Source organism: Nonomuraea sp. NPDC051941, assembly GCF_044593615.1.
Genome location: NZ_JBIUCF010000033.1, coordinates 19,847 through 41,118, shown reverse-complemented (window position 1 = coordinate 41,118; position 21,272 = coordinate 19,847). Strand labels below are relative to the sequence as shown.

Sequence of the window (21,272 nt, the reverse complement as noted above, 5' to 3'; positions counted from 1 at the left end):
GAGTAGCTCAGTCCTCCAGGGCCGCGAGTCCGGGGAGGGCCTTGCCCTCAAGGTATTCGAGGCTGGCCCCGCCACCGGTGGAGATGTGCGAGAAACCGTCCTCGGGGAGCTCCAGCTTCCGTACGGCCGCCGCCGAGTCGCCGCCGCCCACCACGGTGAAGGCCCCTTCGGCGCTGGTACGGGCGATCAGCGCCTCGGCCACCGCCCTGGTGCCGCCGGAGAACGCGTCGAACTCGAACACGCCCATGGGGCCGTTCCAGAAGACGGTCCTGGCGTCGGCCAGCTTCGAGGCGAACAGCTCGCGCGTCCTGGGCCCGATGTCGAGCCCCTCCCGGTCCGCCGGGATCTCGGTGGCCGCGACCACGTCGTGCTCGGCGTCCGGCCCGAACGTGACCGCCGCCAGCACGTCGACCGGCAGCACGAGGTCGACGCCGCGCTCGGCGGCCGTGTTGAGGAAGCCGCGCACCTGGTCGAGCTGGTCCTCCTGGAGCAGCGACTTGCCGACCTCGTAGCCCTGGGCCTTGAGGAACGTGTACGCCATCCCGCCGCCGATCAGCAGCCGGTCGACCTTGGTCAGCAGGTTGGCGATGACACCGAGCTTGTCGGAGACCTTGGCGCCGCCCAGCACCACCACATAGGGCCGCTCGGGGCTCTCGGTCAGCTTCTTCAGCACCTCGACCTCGGCCACGACCAGCCCGCCCGCCGCGTGCGGCAGCAGCCTGGGCACGTCGTAGACGCTGGCGTGCTTGCGGTGCACCGCGCCGAACCCGTCGCCCACGTAGAGCTCGGCCAGCCCCGCCAGCTTCCCGGCGAACGCGGCCCGCTCGGCGTCGTCCTTGGACTCCTCGCCCGGCTCGTAGCGCAGGTTCTCCAGCAGCGCGACCTCGCCGCCCTGGAGCGTTTCAACCGTGCCATGGGCGCTGTCGCCGACCACGTCGGTCGCGAACGCCACCTCCTGGCCCAGCAGCTCGCCCAGCCGCCTGGCCACCGGCCTGAGTGAGTATTTCGGGTCGGCCTTGCCCTTGGGCCTGCCCAGATGGGCACAGACGACGACCTTGGCGCCCCGTTCCACCAGCGCCTTGATCGTCGGCACCGACGCCCGGATGCGGCCGTCGTCGGTGATCGTCTCCCCGTCGAGGGGGACGTTGAGGTCGACGCGCACAAGCACGCGCCGCCCCTTCACGTCGAGCTCGTCGAGCGTGCGCATGCTCATGCTCCTGTTCATTGCCTCCGCTCCGCGGAGGCGGGCTCGGTCGCTTCGAGCCGTCGCCTTCCCTCGTCGCTCCGGTCGCTTCGCTCCCTGCGCTCCTCGGTCCAGGCGACGGCGCTCCCTCGCGAACACATGGGCCCCACCCCACGGCGGCGGCTTGTTCGCTCTGAGCCGTTGCCCTCCCTCACCGGGCAAGGCAACGGCGTTCCCCCACGGACTCGGTGGGTCAGAGGTCGCGGCCGACCAGCTCGATCAGGTCGGCGAGGCGGTTGGAGTAGCCCCACTCGTTGTCGTACCAGCCGACGACCTTGACCTGGTTGCCGATGACCTTGGTCAGGCCGGCGTCGAAGATGCACGAGTGCGGGTCGGTGACGATGTCGGAGGAGACGATCTGGTCCTCGGTGTAGCTGAGGATGCCCTTGAGCGGCCCCTCGGCGGCGGCCTTGACCGCGGCGTTGACCTCCTCGACGGTGACCTCGCGGCTGACGTCGACGGTGAGGTCGGTGGCCGAGCCGGTGGGGATCGGCACGCGCATGGCGAAGCCGTCGAGCTTGCCCTTGAGCTCCGGCAGCACCAGGCCGATGGCCTTGGCGGCGCCGGTGGAGGTGGGCACCACATTGAGCGCGGCGGCGCGGGCGCGGCGCAGGTCGCCGTGCGGGCCGTCCTGGAGGTTCTGGTCCTGCGTGTACGCGTGGATGGTGGTCATCAGACCCTTCTCGATGGTGAAGGTGTCGTGAATGACCTTGGCCATCGGCGCCAGGCAGTTGGTCGTGCAGGAGGCGTTGGAGATGATCGTGTGGCTGGACGGGTCGTAGTTCTTCTCGTTGACGCCCATCACGATCGTGACGTCCTCGTTCTTCGCCGGAGCGGAGATGATGACCTTCTTCGCGCCGTTCTCGGCGTGCACCTTGGCCTTCGTGGCGTCGGTGAACAGGCCCGTCGACTCCACGACCACGTCCACACCGAGGTCGCCCCAGGGCAGCTTGCCCGGGTCGCGCTCGGCGAAGACCTTGATCGCCTTGCCGTCGACCGCGATCTCGTCGCTCGTGGCCTTCACCTCGTAAGGCAGGCGGCCCAGGATGCTGTCGTACTTCAGCAGGTGGGCGAGCGTCGCGTTGTCGGTCAGGTCGTTGACCGCGACGATCTCGATGTCCTTGCCGCTGGCGGCGACAGCGCGCCAGAAGTTGCGACCGATGCGGCCGAAGCCGTTGACTCCTACGCGGATGCTCACGGGAACCGATCTCCTCGAAACCAGATGGCGGGCTGAAACCTCAACCACGAACCTTATCGGACCTAAATTGGTTTAGACCACTGCAGGTCCCCGCATGTGAATCAGCGTTCCGGAGGCACGTTTTGCGAGGTTCGAGTAAAGTGCCCGACTCATCGATGTAAATTCGTGCATTCTCTGGGGGCTGAGATGTCACACAAGCGGTCCGGCCTGCTGCCCGGACTCATTGTAGGCGTACTATCTGCGCTGGTCAGCGCGGCAGTGCTGGGGGCGGCCGTGCTGTTCCAGACCCGCTTGCCCGCCGCCGTGATCACCTTCGGCAACGGCCATCCGCTGTCGCTGGCCTCGTCTCTCGTGGTCGCCCTGATCGTCGCCCTGGCGATGGGCGCGGTACGGCCCCGCAACATCCTCCTGATCCCCGTGGCCGCGCTGTACGCGGGCGGCGCCATGGCCGCGGGTCAGATCGCCGGCTCGTCGATCATGATCGGCTCCACCCTGCACACCCCGCCCGCCGAGCGCGGCCCCGCCGACCTGTCCGACATCACGCTGGACAACTTCTCCGCCGGCCTCCCCTACGCGCCCGCGCTCTACCGGGATCCGCTCTCGGTGTCGTGGGCGGCCTGGCTCTACATCGCCGTGGCCGCCCTCGCCGCGCTGCTCCTGCTGACTTTGCGCGTGGTACGGGTCCGCCGCGCCCAGAGGGCCCAGGCCGCCCAGGCCGAGTCGGAGTCGGCGGAGCCGGAGTACCGCGCCCCGTTCGAGCCCGCCCAGGCCCCCACCCCGAAGCCGACAACGGACCTGTTCACCCCCCGCAACCCCACCAAGGACTGACCACCCCCACCCCACCAGCCCCGGGCCCCACCCCCGCCCCACTGACAGGCACACCGCGACCGCCTGCCGGCCCACCGACAGGGCACACCCAGCCACTCCGCACCCCACCGACCGGCGCTCCCGACCGCTCGTCAGCCCACCCACCGGACGCCGGCTCACCGGGCGCCGACCCACCCAAGTCCCCAGCCAGCGCCCAACCCCGGCCAACGCCCAACCCGGCGCCAACCAGCCAAGTGCTCCAACCAGCCGGTGGACCGCCTACGCACCCCGAACATCCGCCGACCGACCACCGGCACCCAACGAGCCAGCACGTCGCCTCTGGGCCCCCCTGCGCCGCGCACAGCCCCCGTGAACCCACGGCTCACGAGCCACCGGCACCCGGACCACCAACGCTGCAGCCGCTGGCCGCACACCAGGCACTCCAGCCACCAGCCGTCCACGCAACGCACCAGCCATCGGCCCCGGCCAAGCCGACCACGGAGCCGGCCCAGAATGCGCGTCGTCACGGCGAGCAACCCGTGAGCCTTCACGACCGGCCATGACAGACGGCCACCCACGTCGGCGCGTGCGGCCCACCGTGCGCAGCCGTAAAAGCTGGGCCTGAAGACCGGCGCAGCCGTAAGAGACGGGCTTGAAGCGCACACCGCAGCAGGTGACCGGGCCCCACCAGGCACAGCCGCGGCATCTGGAGATCTAAAAAGTCACGGGGCCAGCATGTCGACGGTGAGGTTGGCCTCGGTGTTGGGGATGCCCATGTCGGAGGCGCGCTTGTCGGCCATGGCCAGCAGCCGCCGGATCCGCCCTGCGATGGCGTCCTTGGTCAACGGCGGGTCGGCGATCTGCCCCAGCTCCTCCAGAGACGCCTGCTTGTGCTCCACCCGCAGCCGCCCCGCCACCACCAGATGATCGGGCGCCTCGTCCCCGAGGATCTCCAGAGCGCGCTGCACCCGCGCCCCCGCCGCCACCGCCGCCCGCGCCGACCGCCGCAGGTTGGCGTCGTCGAAGTTGGCCAGCCGGTTGGCGGTGGCCCGGACCTCGCGGCGCATCCGGCGCTCCTCCCAGGCCAGCACGCTGTCGTGCGCCCCCAGGCGGGTGAGCAGCGCGCTGATGGCGTCGCCGTCGCGCACCACGACGCGGTCGACGCCGCGCACCTCGCGCGCCTTGGCGTGGATCTTGAGCCGCCGCGCCGAGCCCACCAGGGCGAGCGCCGCCTCCGGACCCGGGCAGGTGACCTCGAGCGACATCGAACGCCCCGGCTCGGTGAGGGAGCCGTGCGCGAGGAACGCGCCCCGCCAGGCGGCCTCGGCGTCGCAGGCGGCCCCCGCCACCACCTGGCGGGGCAGGCCGCGCACCGGGCGGCCGTGGTTGTCGATGAGGCCCGTCTGGCGCGCGAGCGCCTCGCCGTCGCGGTAGACCCGCACGACGTAGCGCGAGCCCTTGCGCAGGCCGGCGGGCGCGAGCACCAGCACCTCGGCCTTGTGCCCGAACACCTCGCCGATGTCCTTGATCAGTCGCCGTGCGGTGGCGTTCGTGTCGAGCTCGGCCTCGATCACGATCCGTCCGCCCACCAGGTGCAGGCCGCTGGCGAATCGCAGCAGCGTGGAAACCTCCGCCTTGCGGCAGCACGGCTTCAGCACCGGCAGGCGGCTCAGTTCGTCTTTCACCACACCTGTCATGGCCATGCGTTAGTCCTCTCCCCCATCAGACCGGCTCTCAGCAGTCTCTCGCACCTTCGCGCCACGCCGACCAGGATCAACGCTTCTGGAGGAAAATCTCGTCCAGGACGGAGGCAAGACGTCGTGGGTCATGCCTCGGCGAGCCGTCCGCGGCGGCCACGTCGGCCATCACGAGCCGTGCGCCGAGCGCCGCAGCGGCCTTGTCCAGCGCGCCGGGGTCGTCCACCACTCCGGTGTCGGCGAGCACGACGTCGATCGACAGGTCGGGAGCGTGCTGCCTGAGCACCTCCAGGTGTTGCTGGGGGGAGAAATCGTCCGTCTCACCCGGCTGGGGCGCCAGGTTGAGGGTCACGAGCCGCTTGGCCTTGGTCGAGTGCAGGGCCCTGGCCAGCTCGGGCACCTTGAGATGCGGCAGCACGCTGGTGAACCACGATCCCGGCCCGAACACCACCCAGTCGGCCTCCTGCACCGCCTCGACCGCCTCGGGCCGCGCGGGCGGGTCCTCGGGCACGAGCGAGATCGCCTGCACCCGTCCAGGCGTCAGCGCGCACGCCACCTGCCCGCGCACGGTCGATCTGACGCCGTCGAGCTCCACCTCGGCCACGATGTCGAGCGGCACCGACGCCATCGGCAGCACCCGGCCGTGGGCGCCCAGCAGGCGTCCGACCCAGTCGAGCCCGGCCACGGGGTCGCCGAGCAGCTCCCACAGGGCCACGATGAGCAGGTTGCCGACGGCGTGCCCGTGCAGCTCGCCCTCGCTGCGGAAGCGGTGCTGCACCACCTCGCTCCAGGTGCTGCCCCACTCGTCGTCGCCGCACAGCGCGGCGAGCGCCATCCGCAGGTCGCCGGGGGGCAGCACGCCGAGCTCGCGCCTCAGCCGCCCGCTGGACCCGCCGTCGTCGGCGACGGTCACCACGGCGGTCAACCGGTCGGTCACCATCCGTAATGCGGACAGTGACGCGTAAAGCCCGTGCCCGCCGCCCAGCGCCACGACGTGCGGCCCGAACCCCGAGAACGTCCGCGTGTACGTCCCGCGCTCCGGCACCGGGTTGCCCGCGGCCGGCCGCGCGAGCCGCACCGGGCACACGTCACTCTCCGAGGCCGGGTCCGGGTTCTCCTCGCGCCCCACACCGGCCCCCTCGGAACCCGTACTCTCAGCACGCCCTTCAGAGCCTGGATCCACCGCGTCCGAGCGGGTCACGGCGCCGGGAAGATCACCGTCCGCCGACCGCGACGAACCTGCTGCTGCGAAGTCTTCATCGGTCACTCCCGCCCCACATCCCGATGGCTCACCTGGACCTCCATCCCGCGGTCGCGCAGGCGGGCGCCGACCTGTTCGGCCATGGCCACGCTACGGTGCTTGCCGCCCGTGCAGCCCACCGCGAGCGTCGCGTAACTCTTGCCCTCGCGCGCGTATCCGGCCGCGACCACCTGCAGGACCTCCTCGTACGCGTCGAGGAACTCCTTGGCCCCCGGCTGCCCGAGGACGTAGTCGCGCACGGGCGCGTCGAGCCCGTTCATCGGCCGCAGGTCCGGCACCCAGTGCGGATTGGGCAGGAACCGGCAGTCGACCACCAGGTCGGCGTCCACCGGCAGCCCGTACTTGAACCCGAAGGACACGACGTTGAGCCGCAGCCCCGGCCGGTCCTCACCGCCGAAGTACGCGACGATCTTGTTGCGCAGGTCGTGGACGTTGTGCGACGAGGTGTCGATCACCAGGTCGGCGTTGGCCCTGACCTCCCGCAGGATCCCCCGCTCACGGGTGATCCCGTCGACCAGGCGCCCCTCTCCCTGGAGGGGATGTGGCCTGCGGACGTTCTCGAACCTGCGCACCAGCTCCTCGTCGCTGGCCTCCAGGAACACCACCCGCACCCGCACACCGCGCCCCTCGAGCTCCTCGATGGCCGCGTTGAGGTCGGTGGTGAAGGCCAGGCTGCGCACGTCGACGACGGCCGCCACCTTGTCGGCCGCCAGCTTGACCTTGCCCGCCTCCTCCGCCATCGCGAACAGCAGCCCGGGCGGCAGGTTGTCGATGACGAACCAGCCCAGGTCCTCGAGCGCTTTGGCGGCTGTGCTGCGCCCCGCCCCGGACATGCCGGTGACGATGACGAACGCCGGCTCGGTGCTCATTGCCTCTCTCCGTCCCGCACGCCCTGCCCGGGCGCGCCACCATGGCGGAGGCACCCGGACACGCCGTGGCATCCTGGCGAGATCATGGTGACTCTCCCTTCAGTGTCGACACGATGACCTCGGCGATGGACGGGCCGATGCCGGGAACCTCGCACATTTCCGCGGCAGTGGCCTCGCGTAGCTTCTTCACGGAGCCGAAGTGTTTGAGCAGCGCCTGCCTGCGCGCCGGCCCGAGGCCGGGCACGCCGTCGAGCGCGCTCTCCTTCACCGTCTTGGACCTCTTGGAACGATGGTAGGTGATGGCGAACCTGTGTGCCTCGTCCCGCACGCGTTGCAGCAGGTAGAGACCCTCGCTTGAACGAGGCATGATCACCGGCTGGTCATCGCCGGGCAACCACACCTCCTCCAGCCGCTTGGCCAGCCCGCACACGGACACGTCGTCGATGCCGAGCTCGTCGAGCGCCCGCTGCGCGGCGGCCGCCTGGGGACCCGCGCCGTCGACGACGACGAGGTTGGGCGGATAGGCGAACTTGCGCGGTTTGCCGGTCTCAGGGTCGATGGGGCCGTGGCCGGTGTCGTCGTCGGCGGCCAGCTCGCCGGTGGCCGAGCGTTCCTCCAGGTAGCGGCGGAAGCGGCGCATGATCACCTCGTAGATCGAGGCGACGTCGCCCTCCTTGGTCTTGACGGCGAAGCGCCGGTATTCGCTCTTGCGCGCCAGCCCGTCCTCGAAGACGACCATCGACGCCACGACGTTCTCGCCCTGCAGGTGGGAGACGTCGTAGCACTCGACGCGCAGCGGCGCCTGGTCGAGGTCGAGCGCGTCGGCGATCTCCTGCAGCGCCTTGCTGCGGGTGGTCAGATCGCTGGCGCGGCGGATCTTGTGCTGCGCCAGCGACTCCTTGGCGTTGCGCTCGACGGTCTCCATCAGCGACTTCTTGTCGCCGCGCTGCGGCACGCGCACCTCGACACGGGCCCGGCGCTGCTCGGTCAGCAGCTCGGCGACCGCGTCGTTGTCGGGCGGCAGCGCGGGCACGAGCACCTCGCGCGGCATCGAGTCGGGGCTCGCCTCGGCATACATCTGGAGCAGGAACTGCTCGACCAGCTCGCCGGGGGAGGCCTCCTCGACCTTGTCGACCACCCAGCCGCGCTGGCCGCGGATGCGGCCGCCGCGCACGTAGAAGACCTGAACGGCGGCTTCGAGCGGGTCCTCGGCCAGCGCGATCACGTCGGCGTCGGTGCCCTCGCCGAGCACCACGGCCTGCTTCTCCAGCGCCCGCTGCAACGCCTGGATGTCGTCGCGCAGCCGCGCGGCGCGCTCGTACTCCTGCTCGCCGGCGGCCTCGCGCATCTCCTTCTCGAGGCGCTTGATGAAGCGGCTGGTGTTGCCCGCCATGAAGTCGCAGAAGTCCTCGGCCAGCTCGCGGTGCTCCTCCGGGGTGACCCGGCCGACGCACGGCGCCGAGCACTTGTCGATGTAGCCGAGCAGGCACGGGCGGCCGATCTGGCCGGCCCGCTTGAACACCCCCGCCGTGCACGTCCGCACCGGGAAGACCCGCAGCAGCAGGTCGACGGTCTCGCGGATGGCCCACGCGTGCGAATAGGGGCCGAAGTAGCGCGTGCCCTTGCGCTTGGCCCCGCGCATGACCTGCACCCGCGGGAAGTCCTCGCCCATGGTGACCGCGAGGTAGGGGTACGACTTGTCGTCGCGGTATTTCACGTTGAAGCGCGGGTCGAACTCCTTGATCCAGGAGTATTCGAGCTGCAGCGCCTCGACCTCGGTGCCGACGACGGTCCAGTCGACGTCGGCGGCCGTGGTCAGCATCGTCTGGGTCCGCGGGTGCAGCGCGGAGAAGTCGGCGAAGTACGAATTGAGCCGCTGGCGCAGGCTCTTGGCCTTGCCGACGTAGATCACCCGGCCGTGCGCGTCCCTGAACCGGTAGACCCCCGGGGAATCGGGAATCGAACCCGGCTTGGGCCGGAAACTCAAGGGGGTGCCCGCTGATCTCGCCACATTCAAAGACTAGTAGCCCCCACCGACAAGGTTGCCCGCCGCGCCTTCCCACCAGGCGCGGCGGGCCCTCCCTGAAAAGGGGCCCGCCTACGCGAGCGTGATCTGGTCGCCCTCGACCTTGATCTGCTGCGCGGGCAGCGGCTTGTCGGCCGGTCCGTCCTTGACCGAGCCGTCCGCGATGGCGAACTTGCTGTTGTGACACGGGCAGACGATCACCCCGTCCGAGACGCTGCCGACCGTGCACCCGTTGTGCGTGCACACGGCGCTGAACGCCTTGAACTCGCCCGAAGTGGGCTGCGTCACCACGATCTTCTGGTCCTTGAAGATCGTCCCGCCGCCGACGGGGATGTCGGCGGTCTTGGCCAGCGCCCCACCGGCTTGCGGCGCGCCGGACTGCGGGGCGCTCGACTCGGAGGCGGTGCCGGCGGACTGTGCGGTGTCGGTGCCGCCGCCGCAGGCGGTGAGCGCCAGCGCGAGGCCGCCCGCACCGACGCTCGCGAACACTGCACGGCGACTCTGAAGGTCATCTCCCATGCGCTCACCCAACCGCACCTAGGTGAGAAATTCATGAGACGCGATCTACGCGAGCTTGATCTTGTCTCCGTCCACGGTGATCTTCTTCTCCTCAAGCGGCTCGCTCGCGGGCCCGTCCTTGACGGAGCCGTCGCTGATGTTGAACTTGCTGCCGTGACAAGGGCAGTTGATCGTTTTGTTCGCGACGGTGGCGACCGTGCAGCCCGCGTGGGTGCAGACCGCCGTGAACGCCTTGAACTCCCCGGCAGTCGGCTGCGTGACCACGATCTTCTCGTTCTCGAAGACCTTCCCACCGCCTTCGGGGATATCGGCCGTGTCAGCCAGCGCCTTGCCGCCGCCGCTCTTCGCCTCGGCCTTTTTCTTCTTCGGCGACGACGACTCCTCGGCGGGCTCCTCCGCCGGTGGCTCCGCACTCGCCTCCGTCGTCGGCGAGCCGTAGCTCGCACACGCCGTCAGAACCGCCGCGAGCCCGGCGCCGCCGGCGCCGAGCATCATCGCCCGGCGAGTCGTTTCCGTCATGGTGTGTTCCTCCCAGATTGGCTTTCACTTCAGGTACGGCCAGCGCCCTCGCGCCGGTTCAGCGTGCCCGAGCCCAATCCGGTTCTCTACGCATAAGTACGCGCTCAGCAGGCCACTTCACGCCGCCACTTCACCCGCCACTTCAGGCGACCACGATGCCGTCACCCTCGACCCTGACCTTGTAGGACGTCAACGGGGCGCTCGCGGGCCCCTTGGTGGCCTTGCCACTGTCGGCGGCGAACTCGCTGCCGTGGCAGGCACACCTGATGACGTTCTCCTTGGGGGTGCTGACCGCGCAGCCCTTGTGCGTGCAGATCGAGCTGAACGCCATGAAGACCCCCTGAGTGGGCTGGGTCACCACGACCTGCAGGTCCTCGATCACCTTGCCCCCGCCCACGGGCACGTCGGCGACCTTGGCGATGACCTTGCCCTTGAGACTCGGCTGGGCCTTGGCATCTCCCCCGCCACACCCCGCCAACGCCAGCGCACACGCCGCGACCCCGGCCACCCCCAGCACCTTGCGCCGCCCGAACCCCGCTTCAGACCCCACTTCAGGCCCCGTTTCAGGCACGGCTGCGCCCCGCTCCGTAACCGTCATGAACTGCCGACCCTCCGCGTCGCCGCTGACCCCCTGCAGGTCAAGCCGTTACCATCACCCAACCTTATTGCCGCCACCCCTCGGTCCCCCCGCCGGGTAGCACCCCACCCCCACCGCTCAGCCGGCCACTCCACCCCACCACAGCCACCACCGCGCCGCACGGCCGCCAGCACCTCACCAACCCCCAACCATCGACCCCGACGACCGGCCCAGCCGCTTCCAGCCACCCTCACCGACGAGAAGACCCACCAATCCCCAGCCACCCGACCAGCAAGGCGACCCAACAACCCCAACCGCTCCAGCACCGACGCAGCCCGACACTCCCCAACCACCCCCACCAGCGAAACGGCCCAAAAACCCCACAACCGTCGGCATCCCGGCGGTCGGCTGCCGTGGCAAGAACCCGACTACCGCCCGGCGTGATCGACGGTCAGCGGGTGGTAGGCCGACGGTCAGCGCCGACGCCCACCCTGCCCATATGACTCTCACGACAGAACGCCCGACCACACCCCCCGTCCGACCCCGCTGGTGGCGGCGTCCCTGGGTGGCCCCTCTGGCGGTGGTGGCGATCGCGTTCGTCGCCTTCTCGCTGCCGCCCTACCTGTCCATGAACCCGGCCCAGTCCCGCGTGCCCGCCCCCGACTTCTTCCCACCCCACTTCGCGGTGCTGTCCCTGCACGTGATCTTCGGCTCGACCGCGATGATCACGTGCTGCCTGCAGATCTGGCCGTGGTTCCGCCAGCGCTATCCCCGCGCGCACCGCCGGATCGGCCGCGTGTACGTCTTCGGCGGCTGCCTGCCCAGCGGCGTGCTGGGCCTGATCGTGTCGGTGACCACGCCGTACTTCGGCCCGGTGACGGCGGCCAGCGGCGTTGTACTCGCAACCCTCTGGGTGGCCTGCACGCTGGCGGGCTGGCGGATGGCCAGGCAGCGCAGGTTCGTCGACCACCGCCGGTGGATGGTCCGCAGCTTCGCCCTGACCCTGTCCATCATCACGAACCGCCTCTGGGGCTCCGTGTTCACCATTGCCCTGTCGCCCGAACTGGAGACAACCTTCCATGGCGACGAGACGCTGCTGGCGAGCATGGTAAGCGCGCTGAGCGCGTGGCTGGGCTGGGTGCTGCCGCTGCTGTTCGCCGAGTGGTGGCTGGAGCGCGGCGACGCCGCCAAGCGCCGCGCCCGCGCCGCCGCAAGCCGCCAAGCAGCCTGAACGCACACTTCGCCCGCTACCGCCCCGTGCACAACTACGGACACCGCCCAGCGCCACCGCGCACAACTACGAACGCTGCCCACGCCACCGCGCATGAGCACCCACGTCCGCCCAACACCCGCTCGTGTGGACACCGGCATCACCACTTCGCGCGTAAGCACGAATATCGCCAGGCACCAGCACTGCGTGCCCAACCTCATCCAGCACGACCACCCCACGTGGGCGCTGTCCCCCACCAGCAACGCCCACGCGGACACCCCGCGTCCGGCCGGCCGTCCCGGTGCGCCCCGGACCGCTGCGCCCGCACCGGGGTGCCGCAGCGGTCCGCACCGGAGCCGCCCGCCACCCGGGCACTCCGATCAGCCACCCCGCCAGATCTGCCGCCCGCACGAGGACACCCCCGTGCGGGACTCAGGCACGAGGACACCCCCGGGCGCGACTCAGAAGGAGAGAATCTTCCGCAGGAAGCGGCCCGTGTGGCTCTCGTCCACCAGCGCCACCTCCTCAGGCGTCCCACTGGCGACCAGCGTCCCGCCCCGGGACCCACCCTCAGGCCCCATGTCGATGATCCAGTCAGCGGTCTTGATCACATCGAGGTTGTGCTCGATCACGATCACCGTGTTTCCGCCGTCGACCAGCCGCCCGAGCACCCCCAGCAGTCGCCGGATGTCCTCGAAGTGCAGCCCGGTCGTCGGCTCGTCCAGCACGTAGATCGTCCGCCCCGTCTGCCGCCGCTGGAGCTCCGAAGCGAGCTTGACGCGCTGCGCCTCGCCACCGGACAGCGTGGTCGCGGGCTGCCCGAGCCGTACGTAGCCCAGACCCACGTCGTTGAGCGTCTGCAGGTGGCGCTTGATCGCCGGGATCGCCTCGAAGAAGCCCAGGGCCTCCTCGATCGGCATGTCGAGCACCTCGGAGATCGTCTTGCCCTTGTAGTGGACCTCCAGCGTCTCCCTGTTGTAGCGGGCGCCGTGGCAGACCTCGCAGGGGACGTAGACGTCCGGCAGGAAGTTCATCTCGATCTTGATGGTGCCGTCGCCCGCGCACGCCTCGCAGCGCCCGCCCTTGACGTTGAAGCTGAAGCGCCCGGGCTGGTAGCCGCGCACCTTCGCCTCGGCCGTGGCCGCGAACAGCTTGCGGACGTGGTCGAACACGCCCGTGTACGTGGCCGGGTTGGAACGCGGCGTGCGCCCGATCGGCGACTGGTCGACGTGGACGACCTTGTCCACGTGGTCCATGCCGTTGATCCGCGAGTGCCGCCCCGGCACCGTGCGGGCGCCGTTGAGCTCCTTGGCCAGCGCGTTGTAGAGGATGTCGTTGACCAGCGTCGACTTGCCGGACCCCGACACGCCCGTGACCGCCGTGAACACGCCCAGCGGGAAGTCGATGTCGACACCCTTGAGGTTGTGCTCGCGCGCCCCCTTGACCGTGATCTGCCGCTTCCTGTCGCGCTTGCGGCGCTTGGCCGGGATCGCGATGCTCTTGCGGCCGGACAGGTACTGGCCGGTCAGCGACTCCTCGCTGCTCAGGAGGTCCTGGACGGTGCCGGACACGACGACCTGGCCGCCGTGTTCGCCGGCGCCGGGGCCGATGTCGACCACCCAGTCGGCCGCCGCGATCGTGTCCTCGTCGTGCTCGACCACGATCAGCGTGTTGCCCATGTCGCGCAGCCGGACGAGGGTGTCGAGCAGCCGCATGTTGTCACGCTGGTGCAGGCCGATGGACGGCTCGTCGAGCACGTACAGGACGCCGACCAGGCCGGAGCCGATCTGCGTGGCCAGCCTGATGCGCTGGGCCTCGCCACCCGCCAGGGTGGCGGCGGCGCGGTCCATGGTCAGGTAGTCGAGGCCGACGTCGAGCAGGAAGCCCATGCGGGCGTTGATCTCCTTGACCACCCGCTCGGCGATGTGCATGTCGCGGTCGGACAGCTTGAGCCCGGCCAGGAACTTCGCGCACTCGCCGATCGACATGGCCGCGACCTCGGCGATCGACTTGTCGGCGACGGTGACCGCCAGCGTGACCGGCTTGAGCCTGGCGCCCTTGCAGGCCGGGCACGGGATCTCCCGCATGTAGCCCTCGAACCGCTCGCGGGTCGAGTCGCTCTCCGCCTCGGCGTGCCGGCGCTGCACCCACGGGATGACGCCGTCGTAGGTGGTGTAGTAGGAGCGCTGGCGGCCGTAGCGGTTGCTGTAGCGTACGTGGACCTGCTCGTCGTGGCCGTACAGCAGCGACTTCTGCGCCTTCTTCGGCAGCTTCTCCCACGGCGTGTCGAGGGTGAACCCGACCGTGTGGCCGAGCGCCTCGATCAGCCTGACGAAGTATTCGCTCGTGTGGCCGCCGGACCAGGGGTGGAGCGCGCCGTCGCCGAGCGTGCGCTCGGGGTCGGGCACCACCAGGTCGGGGTCCACCTCCATCTTCGTGCCGAGGCCCGTGCACTCGGGGCAGGCGCCGAACGGGGAGTTGAACGAGAACGAGCGCGGCTCCAGCTCCTCGAACGACAGGTCGTCGTAGGGGCAGTAGAGGTGCTCGGAGTAGAACCGCTCCCGGTTGGGGTCGTCCTCCGGCAGGTCGACGAACTCGAGCGTGATCGTGCCGCCGGACAGCTGCAGCGCGGTCTCGACCGAGTCGTTGAGCCGGCGCCGCGCCGACTCCTTGACCGACAGGCGGTCGACGATGACCTCGATGTCGTGCTTCTCGTACTTCTTCAGCTTCGGCGGCTCCTCCAGCCGCACGACCGTGCCGTCGACCCTGGCCCTGGCGAAACCCTTGGTCTGCAGCTCGCGGAACAGCTCGGCGTATTCGCCCTTGCGGCCCCTGATGACCGGCGCGAGCACCTGGAAGCGGGTGCCCTCCTCCAGGTCCATCACGCGATCGACGATCTGCTCGGGCGTCTGCCTGGCGATCGGCCGCGCGCACACCGGGCAGTGCGGCTTGCCGATGCGCGCCCACAGCAGCCTCAGATAGTCGTAGACCTCGGTGATCGTGCCGACGGTCGAGCGCGGGTTCTTGCTGGTGGCCTTCTGGTCGATCGACACCGCGGGCGACAGGCCCTCGATGAAGTCGACGTCGGGCTTGTCCATCTGGCCGAGGAACTGGCGGGCGTACGCCGACAGCGACTCGACGTAGCGCCGCTGGCCCTCAGCGAAGATCGTGTCAAAAGCCAGACTCGACTTCCCGGAGCCGGACAGGCCGGTGAAGACGATCAGCGAGTCTCGCGGCAGGTCGAGCGAGACGTCCTTGAGGTTGTGTTCTCGTGCACCACGCACGATCAGGCGGTCTGCCACGGCGATCCCGGAGGTCAAAAGGCGGATAGGTCCACGGGGGATGGTAGACGGAGGCTCCGACAATTTCGGCGGACCGTTGCCCGGCCCCCGAAAATCCGTCCCTCACAGGTTACGACCATCTCCCACCCCGGCAGGAGCCCTTCCAGATTCAACCAGCTGACCTGCGGCTTTATGCCGGGCGCCAGCCCACGCCCCCAACTGATGAAATATCCAGACATGACCGTCCTACTCGCGCTGCAGGCCGAGCTGGCCTCGGCCACCGGCCGGCTGCTGGCCACGGCCGCGTCCCTGTCCGACGCCGACCTCGCCGAGCCCTCCCTCCTGCCCGGCTGGACCAGAGGACACGTGCTCGCCCACGTCGCGCAGAACGCCGACTCCCACCTCAACCTCCTGACCTGGGCGAAGACGGGCGTCAAAGTCCCACAGTACGCCTCCCACGAGGCCAGAACCGCCGCGATCGAGGTCGCTTCCACTTACCCAGCCGCCCGGCACCTGGCCGACCTCGAGGAAGGCGCGGCCCGCCTGGCCGCCGCCGTCCGCGACCTGCCCCAGGACCGCTGGTCGGCCCGGGTGGAGGGCATGCGCCCGCCCGAGCACCCCGCCTGGTACCTCCTGGTACGCCGCCTGCGCGAGATCGGCCTCCACCACGTGGACCTGGCCGCCGGGTACGGCCCCGCCGACTGGCCCGCACCATTCGTCCTGCGCGAACTCCACGACTGCCGCGCCTGCTGGCCGCACGCCGGCGGCACGGTGAGCGAGATCATGCTCAAGAACCCGTCGGGCGAGATCGCCGCCAGGTGGCCCGGCCTCGGCCCCGGCCCCGCGGTCGAGGGCGCGCCGGCCGACATGCTGGCCTGGCTGACCGGCCGGTCGAGGGGTGAGGGCGTTACCCTGGTGCCAGTGGGGCAGTCGTTCACGCCCGCGGGCGAGGGCCTTCCGGAGCCGCCGCCGTGGCTGACGATGCCGGCCCCCGCTGATCTGCCCACGACACCCCCGAAGGACTACCCATGACCTACACAGGTGACGTCCAGGTCGGCGGCCCCGCCGACGTGCGCGAGCTGCCCGCGCTCACGATCTACAAGCTCGCCGTCGGCCCGTTCGACAACAACGCGTACCTGCTGCGTTGCTCGGAGACCGGCGACGGGCTGCTGATCGACGCGGCCGCCGACGCCGATCGGCTGCTCGCCCTGATCTCCGACCGGCCGGTCGGAGAGATCGTCACGACCCACCAGCACGGCGACCACTGGCAGGCTCTTGAACAGCTGACCAAGGTCACCGGCGCCGAGGTGATCGCCCACCCGCTCGACGCGCCCGCCCTGCCCGTGCCGGTGGACCGCACGGTCGAGCACGGCGACACGATCACCGTCGGCGCCGTCACGCTGGAGGTCATCCACCTGCGCGGCCACACGCCGGGCTCGATCGCCCTGCTGTACGACGGCGGCGAGGCGGGACACCACCTGTTCACGGGCGACTCGCTGTTCCCCGGCGGCGTCGGCAACACCCAGAAGGACCCGCAGCGCTTCACCCAGCTCTACAACGACGTGGTGGAGCGCATCTTCGACCGCCTCCCCGACGAGACCTGGGTCTACCCGGGCCACGGCAAGGACACCACCCTCGCCACCGAACGCCCGTCCCTCCCCGAATGGAAGTCTCGCGGCTGGTGATCTAAGCGCCATTTGGGCGGGCCGCGCTGTTTGGGACGGACTTGCGCGGCCTGCCACTTGGGGACGACCGTCTGAGAGCAAGCAACGCCTCTTCCGCGAGGGCGCCGCGCTCTCGATGCCGTCGTGGTCAGACTCACCACGGAATCGGCCCAGAACGCGCGTCGTCACGGCGAGCAACCCGTGAGCCTTCACGACCGGCCATGACAGACGGCCACAGACGTCGGCGCGTGCGGCCCACCGTGCGCAGCCGTAAAAGCTGGGCCTAGGGATGGGTGGAGAGGACGTGGAGGATGCGGTCGGCGGCGAGGGCGGGGTCGTCGGCCAGGCCGACGACCTCGCCCCACGACCACCGATAGAACCATCCCTCGGACATCGGCACGCAGTCGACGGTCTCCGCCAGCAGCGCCGTGTCGGGATCGCTGATCCGCAACGCGGGCGGGTAAGGCCGGAGCGTGGCCGTCAGCCCGCGTTGCTCCAGCTCCGTGGCCAGCTTGCCGAGATAGTACGTGCGCGTGTGCTCGCGCGGCGTAGCCGACATGGCTCCATCAAAGCCGAAGTAAGACGAAAAATCCCGGTCAGTTGTTAATACGTTCGGCCTCGCGGCGCTGCTCCCGCTTGTAGACCAGCACCCGCAGAGGGATCGCCGCCACGAGCGCGATCTGCATGCTCGCGCCGATCTTGATCGGCATGTCGCCGCCCTCGGGCCAGGCCACCCAGAAGGTCAGGAACGCCACGTTCACCATGATCCAGCCCAGGACGCCCGCCAGGAGCTGGCCCTTCGGCTTGGGGTACTCGATCCGGCTGACCATCAGCCACGCCACGGCGAGCACGGCCAGCAGGGACCAGACGCTCGGCTGGAACAGCAGCACGATGGAGATCACGGTCATGGCCCCCATGGGGATGGGCAGGCCCATGAAGTCGCCGCTCTTGGTCTTGACGCAGGCGAACCTGGCCAGGCGTACGACGCCGGCCACCAGCACGGCCGCCGCCGCCCCGACCACCATCGGGAACGGCACCTCTTTGGTGAACCCGCCCCAGATCACGACCATGAACGCGGGCGCGAACCCGAAGCTGATGACGTCGGCCAGGTTGTCGAGCTCGGCGCCCATCGCGGAGGCTCGGAAACGCCGCGCCACGAGGCCGTCGAACAGGTCGCACGTCGCGCCGATGAGCAGCAGCACGATGGCGGTGGCGAAAGAGCTGGGAACGGGCGTGAAATGACCGCCGGCGACCGTCAGCTGCTGGATCGCGGAGTAGGCCAGCACGCACACCGCGAGGAACCCGCAGACCGCGTTGCCCAGCGAGAGGGAGTCCGCGGCGGACAGGCGGAACGCCTTGCCGACGGGACCACGAGGTTCTTCCTCATCCGCCTGCCAACTGCCGGCGTCAGCCGCGGTCAATTCTGGTCACCCCCGCAACCGTCTTCTCACCCACGGACACCGCGGGAGAGATCCCTTCGGGAAGGTAGATGTCGACGCGCGAACCGAACCTGATGAGCCCGATCCGCTCGGCCTGCGCCACCTTCGCACCGCTGCTCACGTATGGCACGATCCTGCGCGCCACCGCGCCCGCGATCTGCACCATCTCGATGTCGCCCAGCGTGGTCTCGAAATGCCACACCACGCGTTCGTTCTGGTCGCTGTCCTTGTTGAACGCCGGCAGAAACCCACCTGCCACATGCTGCACGGAGGTGACATTTCCCGCAAGAGGGGCCCGATTGACGTGTACGTTCAGCGGGCTCATGAAGATCGCGACCCTCGTGCGGCCGTCCGGCCACGGGTCGATGCTCTGCACCACGCCGTCGGCGGGCGACAGGACGCGTCCCTCGCCGGGAGTGCGGTCAGGGTCGCGGAAGAACCAGAGCATACCGCCGGTGAGCGCGCTCAGCGGCACCGCCGCGAGCGCCCAGCGCCGGTCTCGGCGCGTCAGCAGCGCGGTGGCGGCCGCCGCGGCCACCGTCGGGAGGAGCCACGGGGAGACCCCGCGTGCGAGCCTGACGCGGCTCGACTTGGCAGAATCGTCTGACACGTACAACCTTTGATGGTGACTGGATTGGGCGCTTTGCCGTGATGTTACAGAACTAGCAACTATTACACGGCACAACTACACAAGCAAAGCGCCTCGAAGCCCTTTTCGCTAGACCTGCTCCGGGTGCGGTTCCTCGCCCTTGCGCGCGTCGATGCGGGCCTTGATCAGGCTGGCCACGGTGGTGATGACCATGGTGGCGCCGATGACCGAGAGCGACACCCAGATGGGAATTTCGGGCGCCCAGGAGACATGGCTGGCGTGCAACGCCTCCAATATCAGCTTAACCCCGATGAACCCCAGGATGAACGCCAAACCATAGCTGATGTAGACCAGTCGCTGCAGCAGCCCGCCCAGCAGGAAGTAGAGCTGACGCAATCCCATCAGGGCGAACGCGTTGGCCGTGAAGACGATGAACGGGTCCTTGGTGAGCCCGAAGATCGCCGGAATCGAGTCGAGCGCGAAGAGCAGGTCGGTGCTTCCGATCGCGACCATCACGATGAGCATCGGGGTCACCATGCGCCGGCCGTCGATCTTGACGGTGACCTTGGAGCCGACGTACCCGTCGGTGGTGGGGAAGGCCCTGCGCACCCACCTCAGCACGACGTTCTCGTTGAACTCCTCTTCCTCGCCCTTGAGGTGCTGGCGGACGAGGTTGATCGCGGTGTAGACGAGGAAGGCGCCGAACACGTAGAAGAGCCAGCTGAAGCGCTCCAGGGCGGCGGCCCCGAGCGCGATGAAGATACCGCGCATCACCAGCGCGAGCAGGATGCCCACGAGCAGCACCTTGTGCTGGTATTGGCGTGGCACGGCGAATCTGCTCATGATGATGAAGAAGATGAAGAGGTTGTCGACGCTCAAGCTGTATTCGGTGATGTAGCCGGCGAAGAACTCACCGGCCTTGTCTCCTCCGACAGTGGCCCACAGGAGCACTCCGAACACAACGGCGAGGGCGACATAGAAGGTCACCCAGTATCCGGCCTGCCGCATGGAGAACTCTCGGGCTTCTCCACGGTCGACTATCCACAAGTCAATGGCGAGGACGACAAGGAGACCGCCGATCACGGCGATCCAGGCCCACACGGGTACAGTCACGTCAAGACCCTCCGGCATGCACGACTCATTGCCGGAGGTCTCTCCCGCCCGCTGAAAACCGCGGACCGGCAGCCCCGGGGGCCCCGTGGAGCGGGGCTGCACCGTGATGACGAGGCTGTCGCGAAGGGATACTCCCCTCCCTAACCCAGGCAGTATATGAGAACCGTTCGGCGCGGCCTAATCATCCTTTGGATCTTGACCACCGTAAACGGCCAGCACGCTCTCGACGGCGTCGTCATCCCCGGGCATCTCCAGCCCCCGCCGCGCGGCCGCCGCAGCCAGTGTTTCCGCAGCTCCGGGAGCTATGAGCGCCTGTACGGCCCGGCGCAGCGCCGCAACATCCCCGGGTGGAACCAAGATCCCAGCATCCCCCAAAATTTCTGGAATTCCACCCACATCGGATGCGATTGCCGGTGTTCCCGACATGAGCGCCTCGCGGAGGGTCAGCGGCTGGCCCTCCCACCGGCTCGGCATCACCAGCACGACGGCGGCCCCGAGCAGGTCGGGCACGTCGTCCCGGTTGCCGAGCAGCACCACGGGCAGGCTCTCGGCCTGGATCCTGCTCTGCAACTCCCCGCTCAGCGGCCCGTCCCCCGCGACCACGAACAACGGCTGCTCGGACGGCCACGGCCCGGCGGCGACGTCGAGCAGCGTCTCGAGCCCCTTCTGCTGGGCCAGCCGGGCGATCGTCAGGAGCACCGGCCGGTCGCCCGCGCCCAGCTCGTCCCGGACCTGCCGCGGCGTGCGTGCCGCCGGTCGGAGCCCGGGCGCGGGCACCACGGCGGCCCGCACGTCGCGGGCCCCGAGCCGGGCCATGCCCGTGCCGAGATCCGGCGAGACGACGAGCACGTGATCGGCCCGCCGCGCCACGATGCGCTCCAGGACCCCGTAGACGAGCCCGACGAACCCTCCGGCGGTCAGCGCGTTGTGCAGGGTGACCACCAGTCGCGGCCCGCCCCGCTTCCCGAGGGCGGCCAGCGCCCCGGCCCGCAGCCCGTGGGCGTGCACGACGTCGGCGTCCCGGGTCAACCGCCTGATGGCGAGCGCGGTGCGCAGGTCGTTCGCGGGGTGCGGCCGGTCCGAGACGGCCACCGCCGCGAACCGCGCCCCGGCACGACTGTAGGAGAACTGCTCCTCGACGCTGCGCGGCCCGATGACGGCCACCTGATGCCCGCGCCGCACCAGCCCTTCGACCAGCATCCGGACATACCTCCCGGTGCCGCCGGACGTGGTGCCCAGCACGAAAGCCACCCGCACAAC

At 69.6% G+C, this 21,272-nt stretch carries 19 protein-coding genes; 4 read left to right on the top strand and 15 right to left on the bottom strand.

Features of this window, described 5'->3' with window-relative positions; translation table 11 throughout:
- Positions 1-7 precede the first annotated feature (7 nt).
- The gene (locus ACIHFD_RS42185) at positions 8-1,207 is read right to left on the bottom strand and encodes a phosphoglycerate kinase (RefSeq protein ID WP_350739954.1); all 1,200 of its coding nucleotides are present in this window, start codon (positions 1,205-1,207) and stop codon (positions 8-10) included.
- 229 nt (positions 1,208-1,436) lie between these two features.
- Positions 1,437-2,441 (bottom strand): type I glyceraldehyde-3-phosphate dehydrogenase, encoded by a 1,005-nt coding sequence (gap, locus tag ACIHFD_RS42180; protein WP_364260276.1) that lies wholly within the window; start codon positions 2,439-2,441, stop codon positions 1,437-1,439.
- A gap of 273 nt (positions 2,442-2,714) precedes the next feature.
- Between gap and ACIHFD_RS42175 the strand changes: the two genes are divergently transcribed.
- A complete protein-coding gene (locus ACIHFD_RS42175) occupies positions 2,715-3,269 on the top strand; it encodes a hypothetical protein (protein WP_397371708.1) in 555 nt (184 codons plus the stop codon).
- A gap of 701 nt (positions 3,270-3,970) precedes the next feature.
- On the opposite strand, the gene whiA is transcribed toward ACIHFD_RS42175, so the two are convergent.
- The 7 genes from whiA to ACIHFD_RS42140 form a co-directional block, all read right to left on the bottom strand.
- Positions 3,971-4,951, bottom strand: coding sequence for a DNA-binding protein WhiA (gene whiA / locus ACIHFD_RS42170; RefSeq protein WP_350739945.1), 981 nt, complete (start codon positions 4,949-4,951; stop codon positions 3,971-3,973).
- 70 nt (positions 4,952-5,021) lie between these two features.
- Positions 5,022-5,885 carry a uridine diphosphate-N-acetylglucosamine-binding protein YvcK gene (yvcK, locus tag ACIHFD_RS42165; RefSeq protein WP_397371778.1) on the bottom strand — a complete coding sequence of 288 codons (864 nt, stop codon included), beginning with the start codon at positions 5,883-5,885 and terminating at the stop codon, positions 5,022-5,024.
- Between the two features lie 323 nt (positions 5,886-6,208).
- Positions 6,209-7,075 (bottom strand): RNase adapter RapZ, encoded by an 867-nt coding sequence (gene rapZ / locus ACIHFD_RS42160; protein WP_355384327.1) that lies wholly within the window; start codon positions 7,073-7,075, stop codon positions 6,209-6,211.
- Positions 7,076-7,157: 82 nt separating this feature from the next.
- Positions 7,158-9,086: an excinuclease ABC subunit UvrC gene (gene uvrC, locus ACIHFD_RS42155; protein ID WP_397371707.1), complete on the bottom strand. Its 1,929-nt coding sequence runs from the start codon at positions 9,084-9,086 to the stop codon at positions 7,158-7,160.
- 87 nt (positions 9,087-9,173) lie between these two features.
- Positions 9,174-9,620 (bottom strand): Rieske (2Fe-2S) protein, encoded by a 447-nt coding sequence (locus tag ACIHFD_RS42150; protein ID WP_192785735.1) that lies wholly within the window; start codon positions 9,618-9,620, stop codon positions 9,174-9,176.
- 45 nt (positions 9,621-9,665) lie between these two features.
- Positions 9,666-10,139, bottom strand: a complete 474-nt coding sequence (locus tag ACIHFD_RS42145) for a Rieske (2Fe-2S) protein (protein WP_350739937.1) — start codon at positions 10,137-10,139, stop codon at positions 9,666-9,668.
- A 142-nt stretch (positions 10,140-10,281) separates the two neighbouring features.
- Positions 10,282-10,689 (bottom strand): Rieske (2Fe-2S) protein, encoded by a 408-nt coding sequence (locus ACIHFD_RS42140; protein WP_397371706.1) that lies wholly within the window; start codon positions 10,687-10,689, stop codon positions 10,282-10,284.
- A gap of 526 nt (positions 10,690-11,215) precedes the next feature.
- Here ACIHFD_RS42140 and ACIHFD_RS42135 point away from each other — a divergent pair.
- Positions 11,216-11,947 (top strand): DUF2306 domain-containing protein, encoded by a 732-nt coding sequence (locus ACIHFD_RS42135; protein WP_397371705.1) that lies wholly within the window; start codon positions 11,216-11,218, stop codon positions 11,945-11,947.
- Positions 11,948-12,387: 440 nt separating this feature from the next.
- Here ACIHFD_RS42135 and uvrA read toward each other — a convergent pair whose 3' ends face one another.
- Complete coding sequence (gene uvrA, locus ACIHFD_RS42130) at positions 12,388-15,228, bottom strand: excinuclease ABC subunit UvrA (protein WP_364260285.1); 2,841 nt, start codon at positions 15,226-15,228, stop codon at positions 12,388-12,390.
- 216 nt (positions 15,229-15,444) lie between these two features.
- Here uvrA and ACIHFD_RS42125 point away from each other — a divergent pair, with 216 nt between their 5' ends.
- Together ACIHFD_RS42125 and ACIHFD_RS42120 are read left to right on the top strand one after the other, a co-directional pair.
- Complete coding sequence (locus tag ACIHFD_RS42125; RefSeq protein ID WP_397371704.1) at positions 15,445-16,239, top strand: maleylpyruvate isomerase family mycothiol-dependent enzyme; 795 nt, start codon at positions 15,445-15,447, stop codon at positions 16,237-16,239.
- Positions 16,236-16,892 (top strand): MBL fold metallo-hydrolase, encoded by a 657-nt coding sequence (locus ACIHFD_RS42120; protein WP_350739922.1) that lies wholly within the window; start codon positions 16,236-16,238, stop codon positions 16,890-16,892. Before ACIHFD_RS42125 ends, ACIHFD_RS42120 begins: the two co-directional genes overlap by 4 nt.
- Positions 16,893-17,154: 262 nt before the next feature.
- Here ACIHFD_RS42120 and ACIHFD_RS42115 read toward each other — a convergent pair whose 3' ends face one another.
- The 5 genes from ACIHFD_RS42115 to ACIHFD_RS42095 form a co-directional block, all read right to left on the bottom strand.
- Entirely contained in the window at positions 17,155-17,430 is a 276-nt protein-coding gene (locus ACIHFD_RS42115) for a hypothetical protein (protein WP_350739919.1), read from the bottom strand.
- A gap of 37 nt (positions 17,431-17,467) precedes the next feature.
- Complete coding sequence (gene pssA / locus ACIHFD_RS42110; protein ID WP_350739917.1) at positions 17,468-18,292, bottom strand: CDP-diacylglycerol--serine O-phosphatidyltransferase; 825 nt, start codon at positions 18,290-18,292, stop codon at positions 17,468-17,470.
- Positions 18,279-18,920, bottom strand: a complete 642-nt coding sequence (locus ACIHFD_RS42105; protein WP_350739914.1) for a phosphatidylserine decarboxylase — start codon at positions 18,918-18,920, stop codon at positions 18,279-18,281. The genes pssA and ACIHFD_RS42105 overlap by 14 nt, the downstream gene beginning before the upstream one ends.
- A 108-nt stretch (positions 18,921-19,028) precedes the next feature.
- A complete protein-coding gene (locus ACIHFD_RS42100; protein ID WP_397371703.1) occupies positions 19,029-20,012 on the bottom strand; it encodes a TerC family protein in 984 nt (327 codons plus the stop codon).
- A 177-nt stretch (positions 20,013-20,189) separates the two neighbouring features.
- Entirely contained in the window at positions 20,190-21,269 is a 1,080-nt protein-coding gene (locus tag ACIHFD_RS42095; RefSeq protein WP_397371702.1) for a glycosyltransferase family 4 protein, read from the bottom strand.
- Positions 21,270-21,272 lie beyond the last annotated feature (3 nt).

Excerpts from the sequence above, each read along its gene's own strand:
- ACIHFD_RS42185 (WP_350739954.1), bottom strand. The coding sequence starts at position 1,207 with ATGCGCACGCTCGACGAGCTCGACGTGAAGGGGCGGCGCGTGCTTGTG.
- whiA (WP_350739945.1), bottom strand. The coding sequence starts at position 4,951 with ATGGCCATGACAGGTGTGGTGAAAGACGAACTGAGCCGCCTGCCGGTG.
- yvcK (WP_397371778.1), bottom strand. The coding sequence starts at position 5,885 with ATGGTGACCGACCGGTTGACCGCCGTGGTGACCGTCGCCGACGACGGC.
- rapZ (WP_355384327.1), bottom strand. The coding sequence starts at position 7,075 with ATGAGCACCGAGCCGGCGTTCGTCATCGTCACCGGCATGTCCGGGGCG.
- ACIHFD_RS42150 (WP_192785735.1), bottom strand. The coding sequence starts at position 9,620 with ATGGGAGATGACCTTCAGAGTCGCCGTGCAGTGTTCGCGAGCGTCGGT.
- ACIHFD_RS42145 (WP_350739937.1), bottom strand. The coding sequence starts at position 10,139 with ATGACGGAAACGACTCGCCGGGCGATGATGCTCGGCGCCGGCGGCGCC.
- ACIHFD_RS42135 (WP_397371705.1), top strand. The coding sequence starts at position 11,216 with ATGACTCTCACGACAGAACGCCCGACCACACCCCCCGTCCGACCCCGC.
- ACIHFD_RS42125 (WP_397371704.1), top strand. The coding sequence starts at position 15,445 with ATGACCGTCCTACTCGCGCTGCAGGCCGAGCTGGCCTCGGCCACCGGC.
- ACIHFD_RS42120 (WP_350739922.1), top strand. The coding sequence starts at position 16,236 with ATGACCTACACAGGTGACGTCCAGGTCGGCGGCCCCGCCGACGTGCGC.
- ACIHFD_RS42115 (WP_350739919.1), bottom strand. The coding sequence starts at position 17,430 with ATGTCGGCTACGCCGCGCGAGCACACGCGCACGTACTATCTCGGCAAG.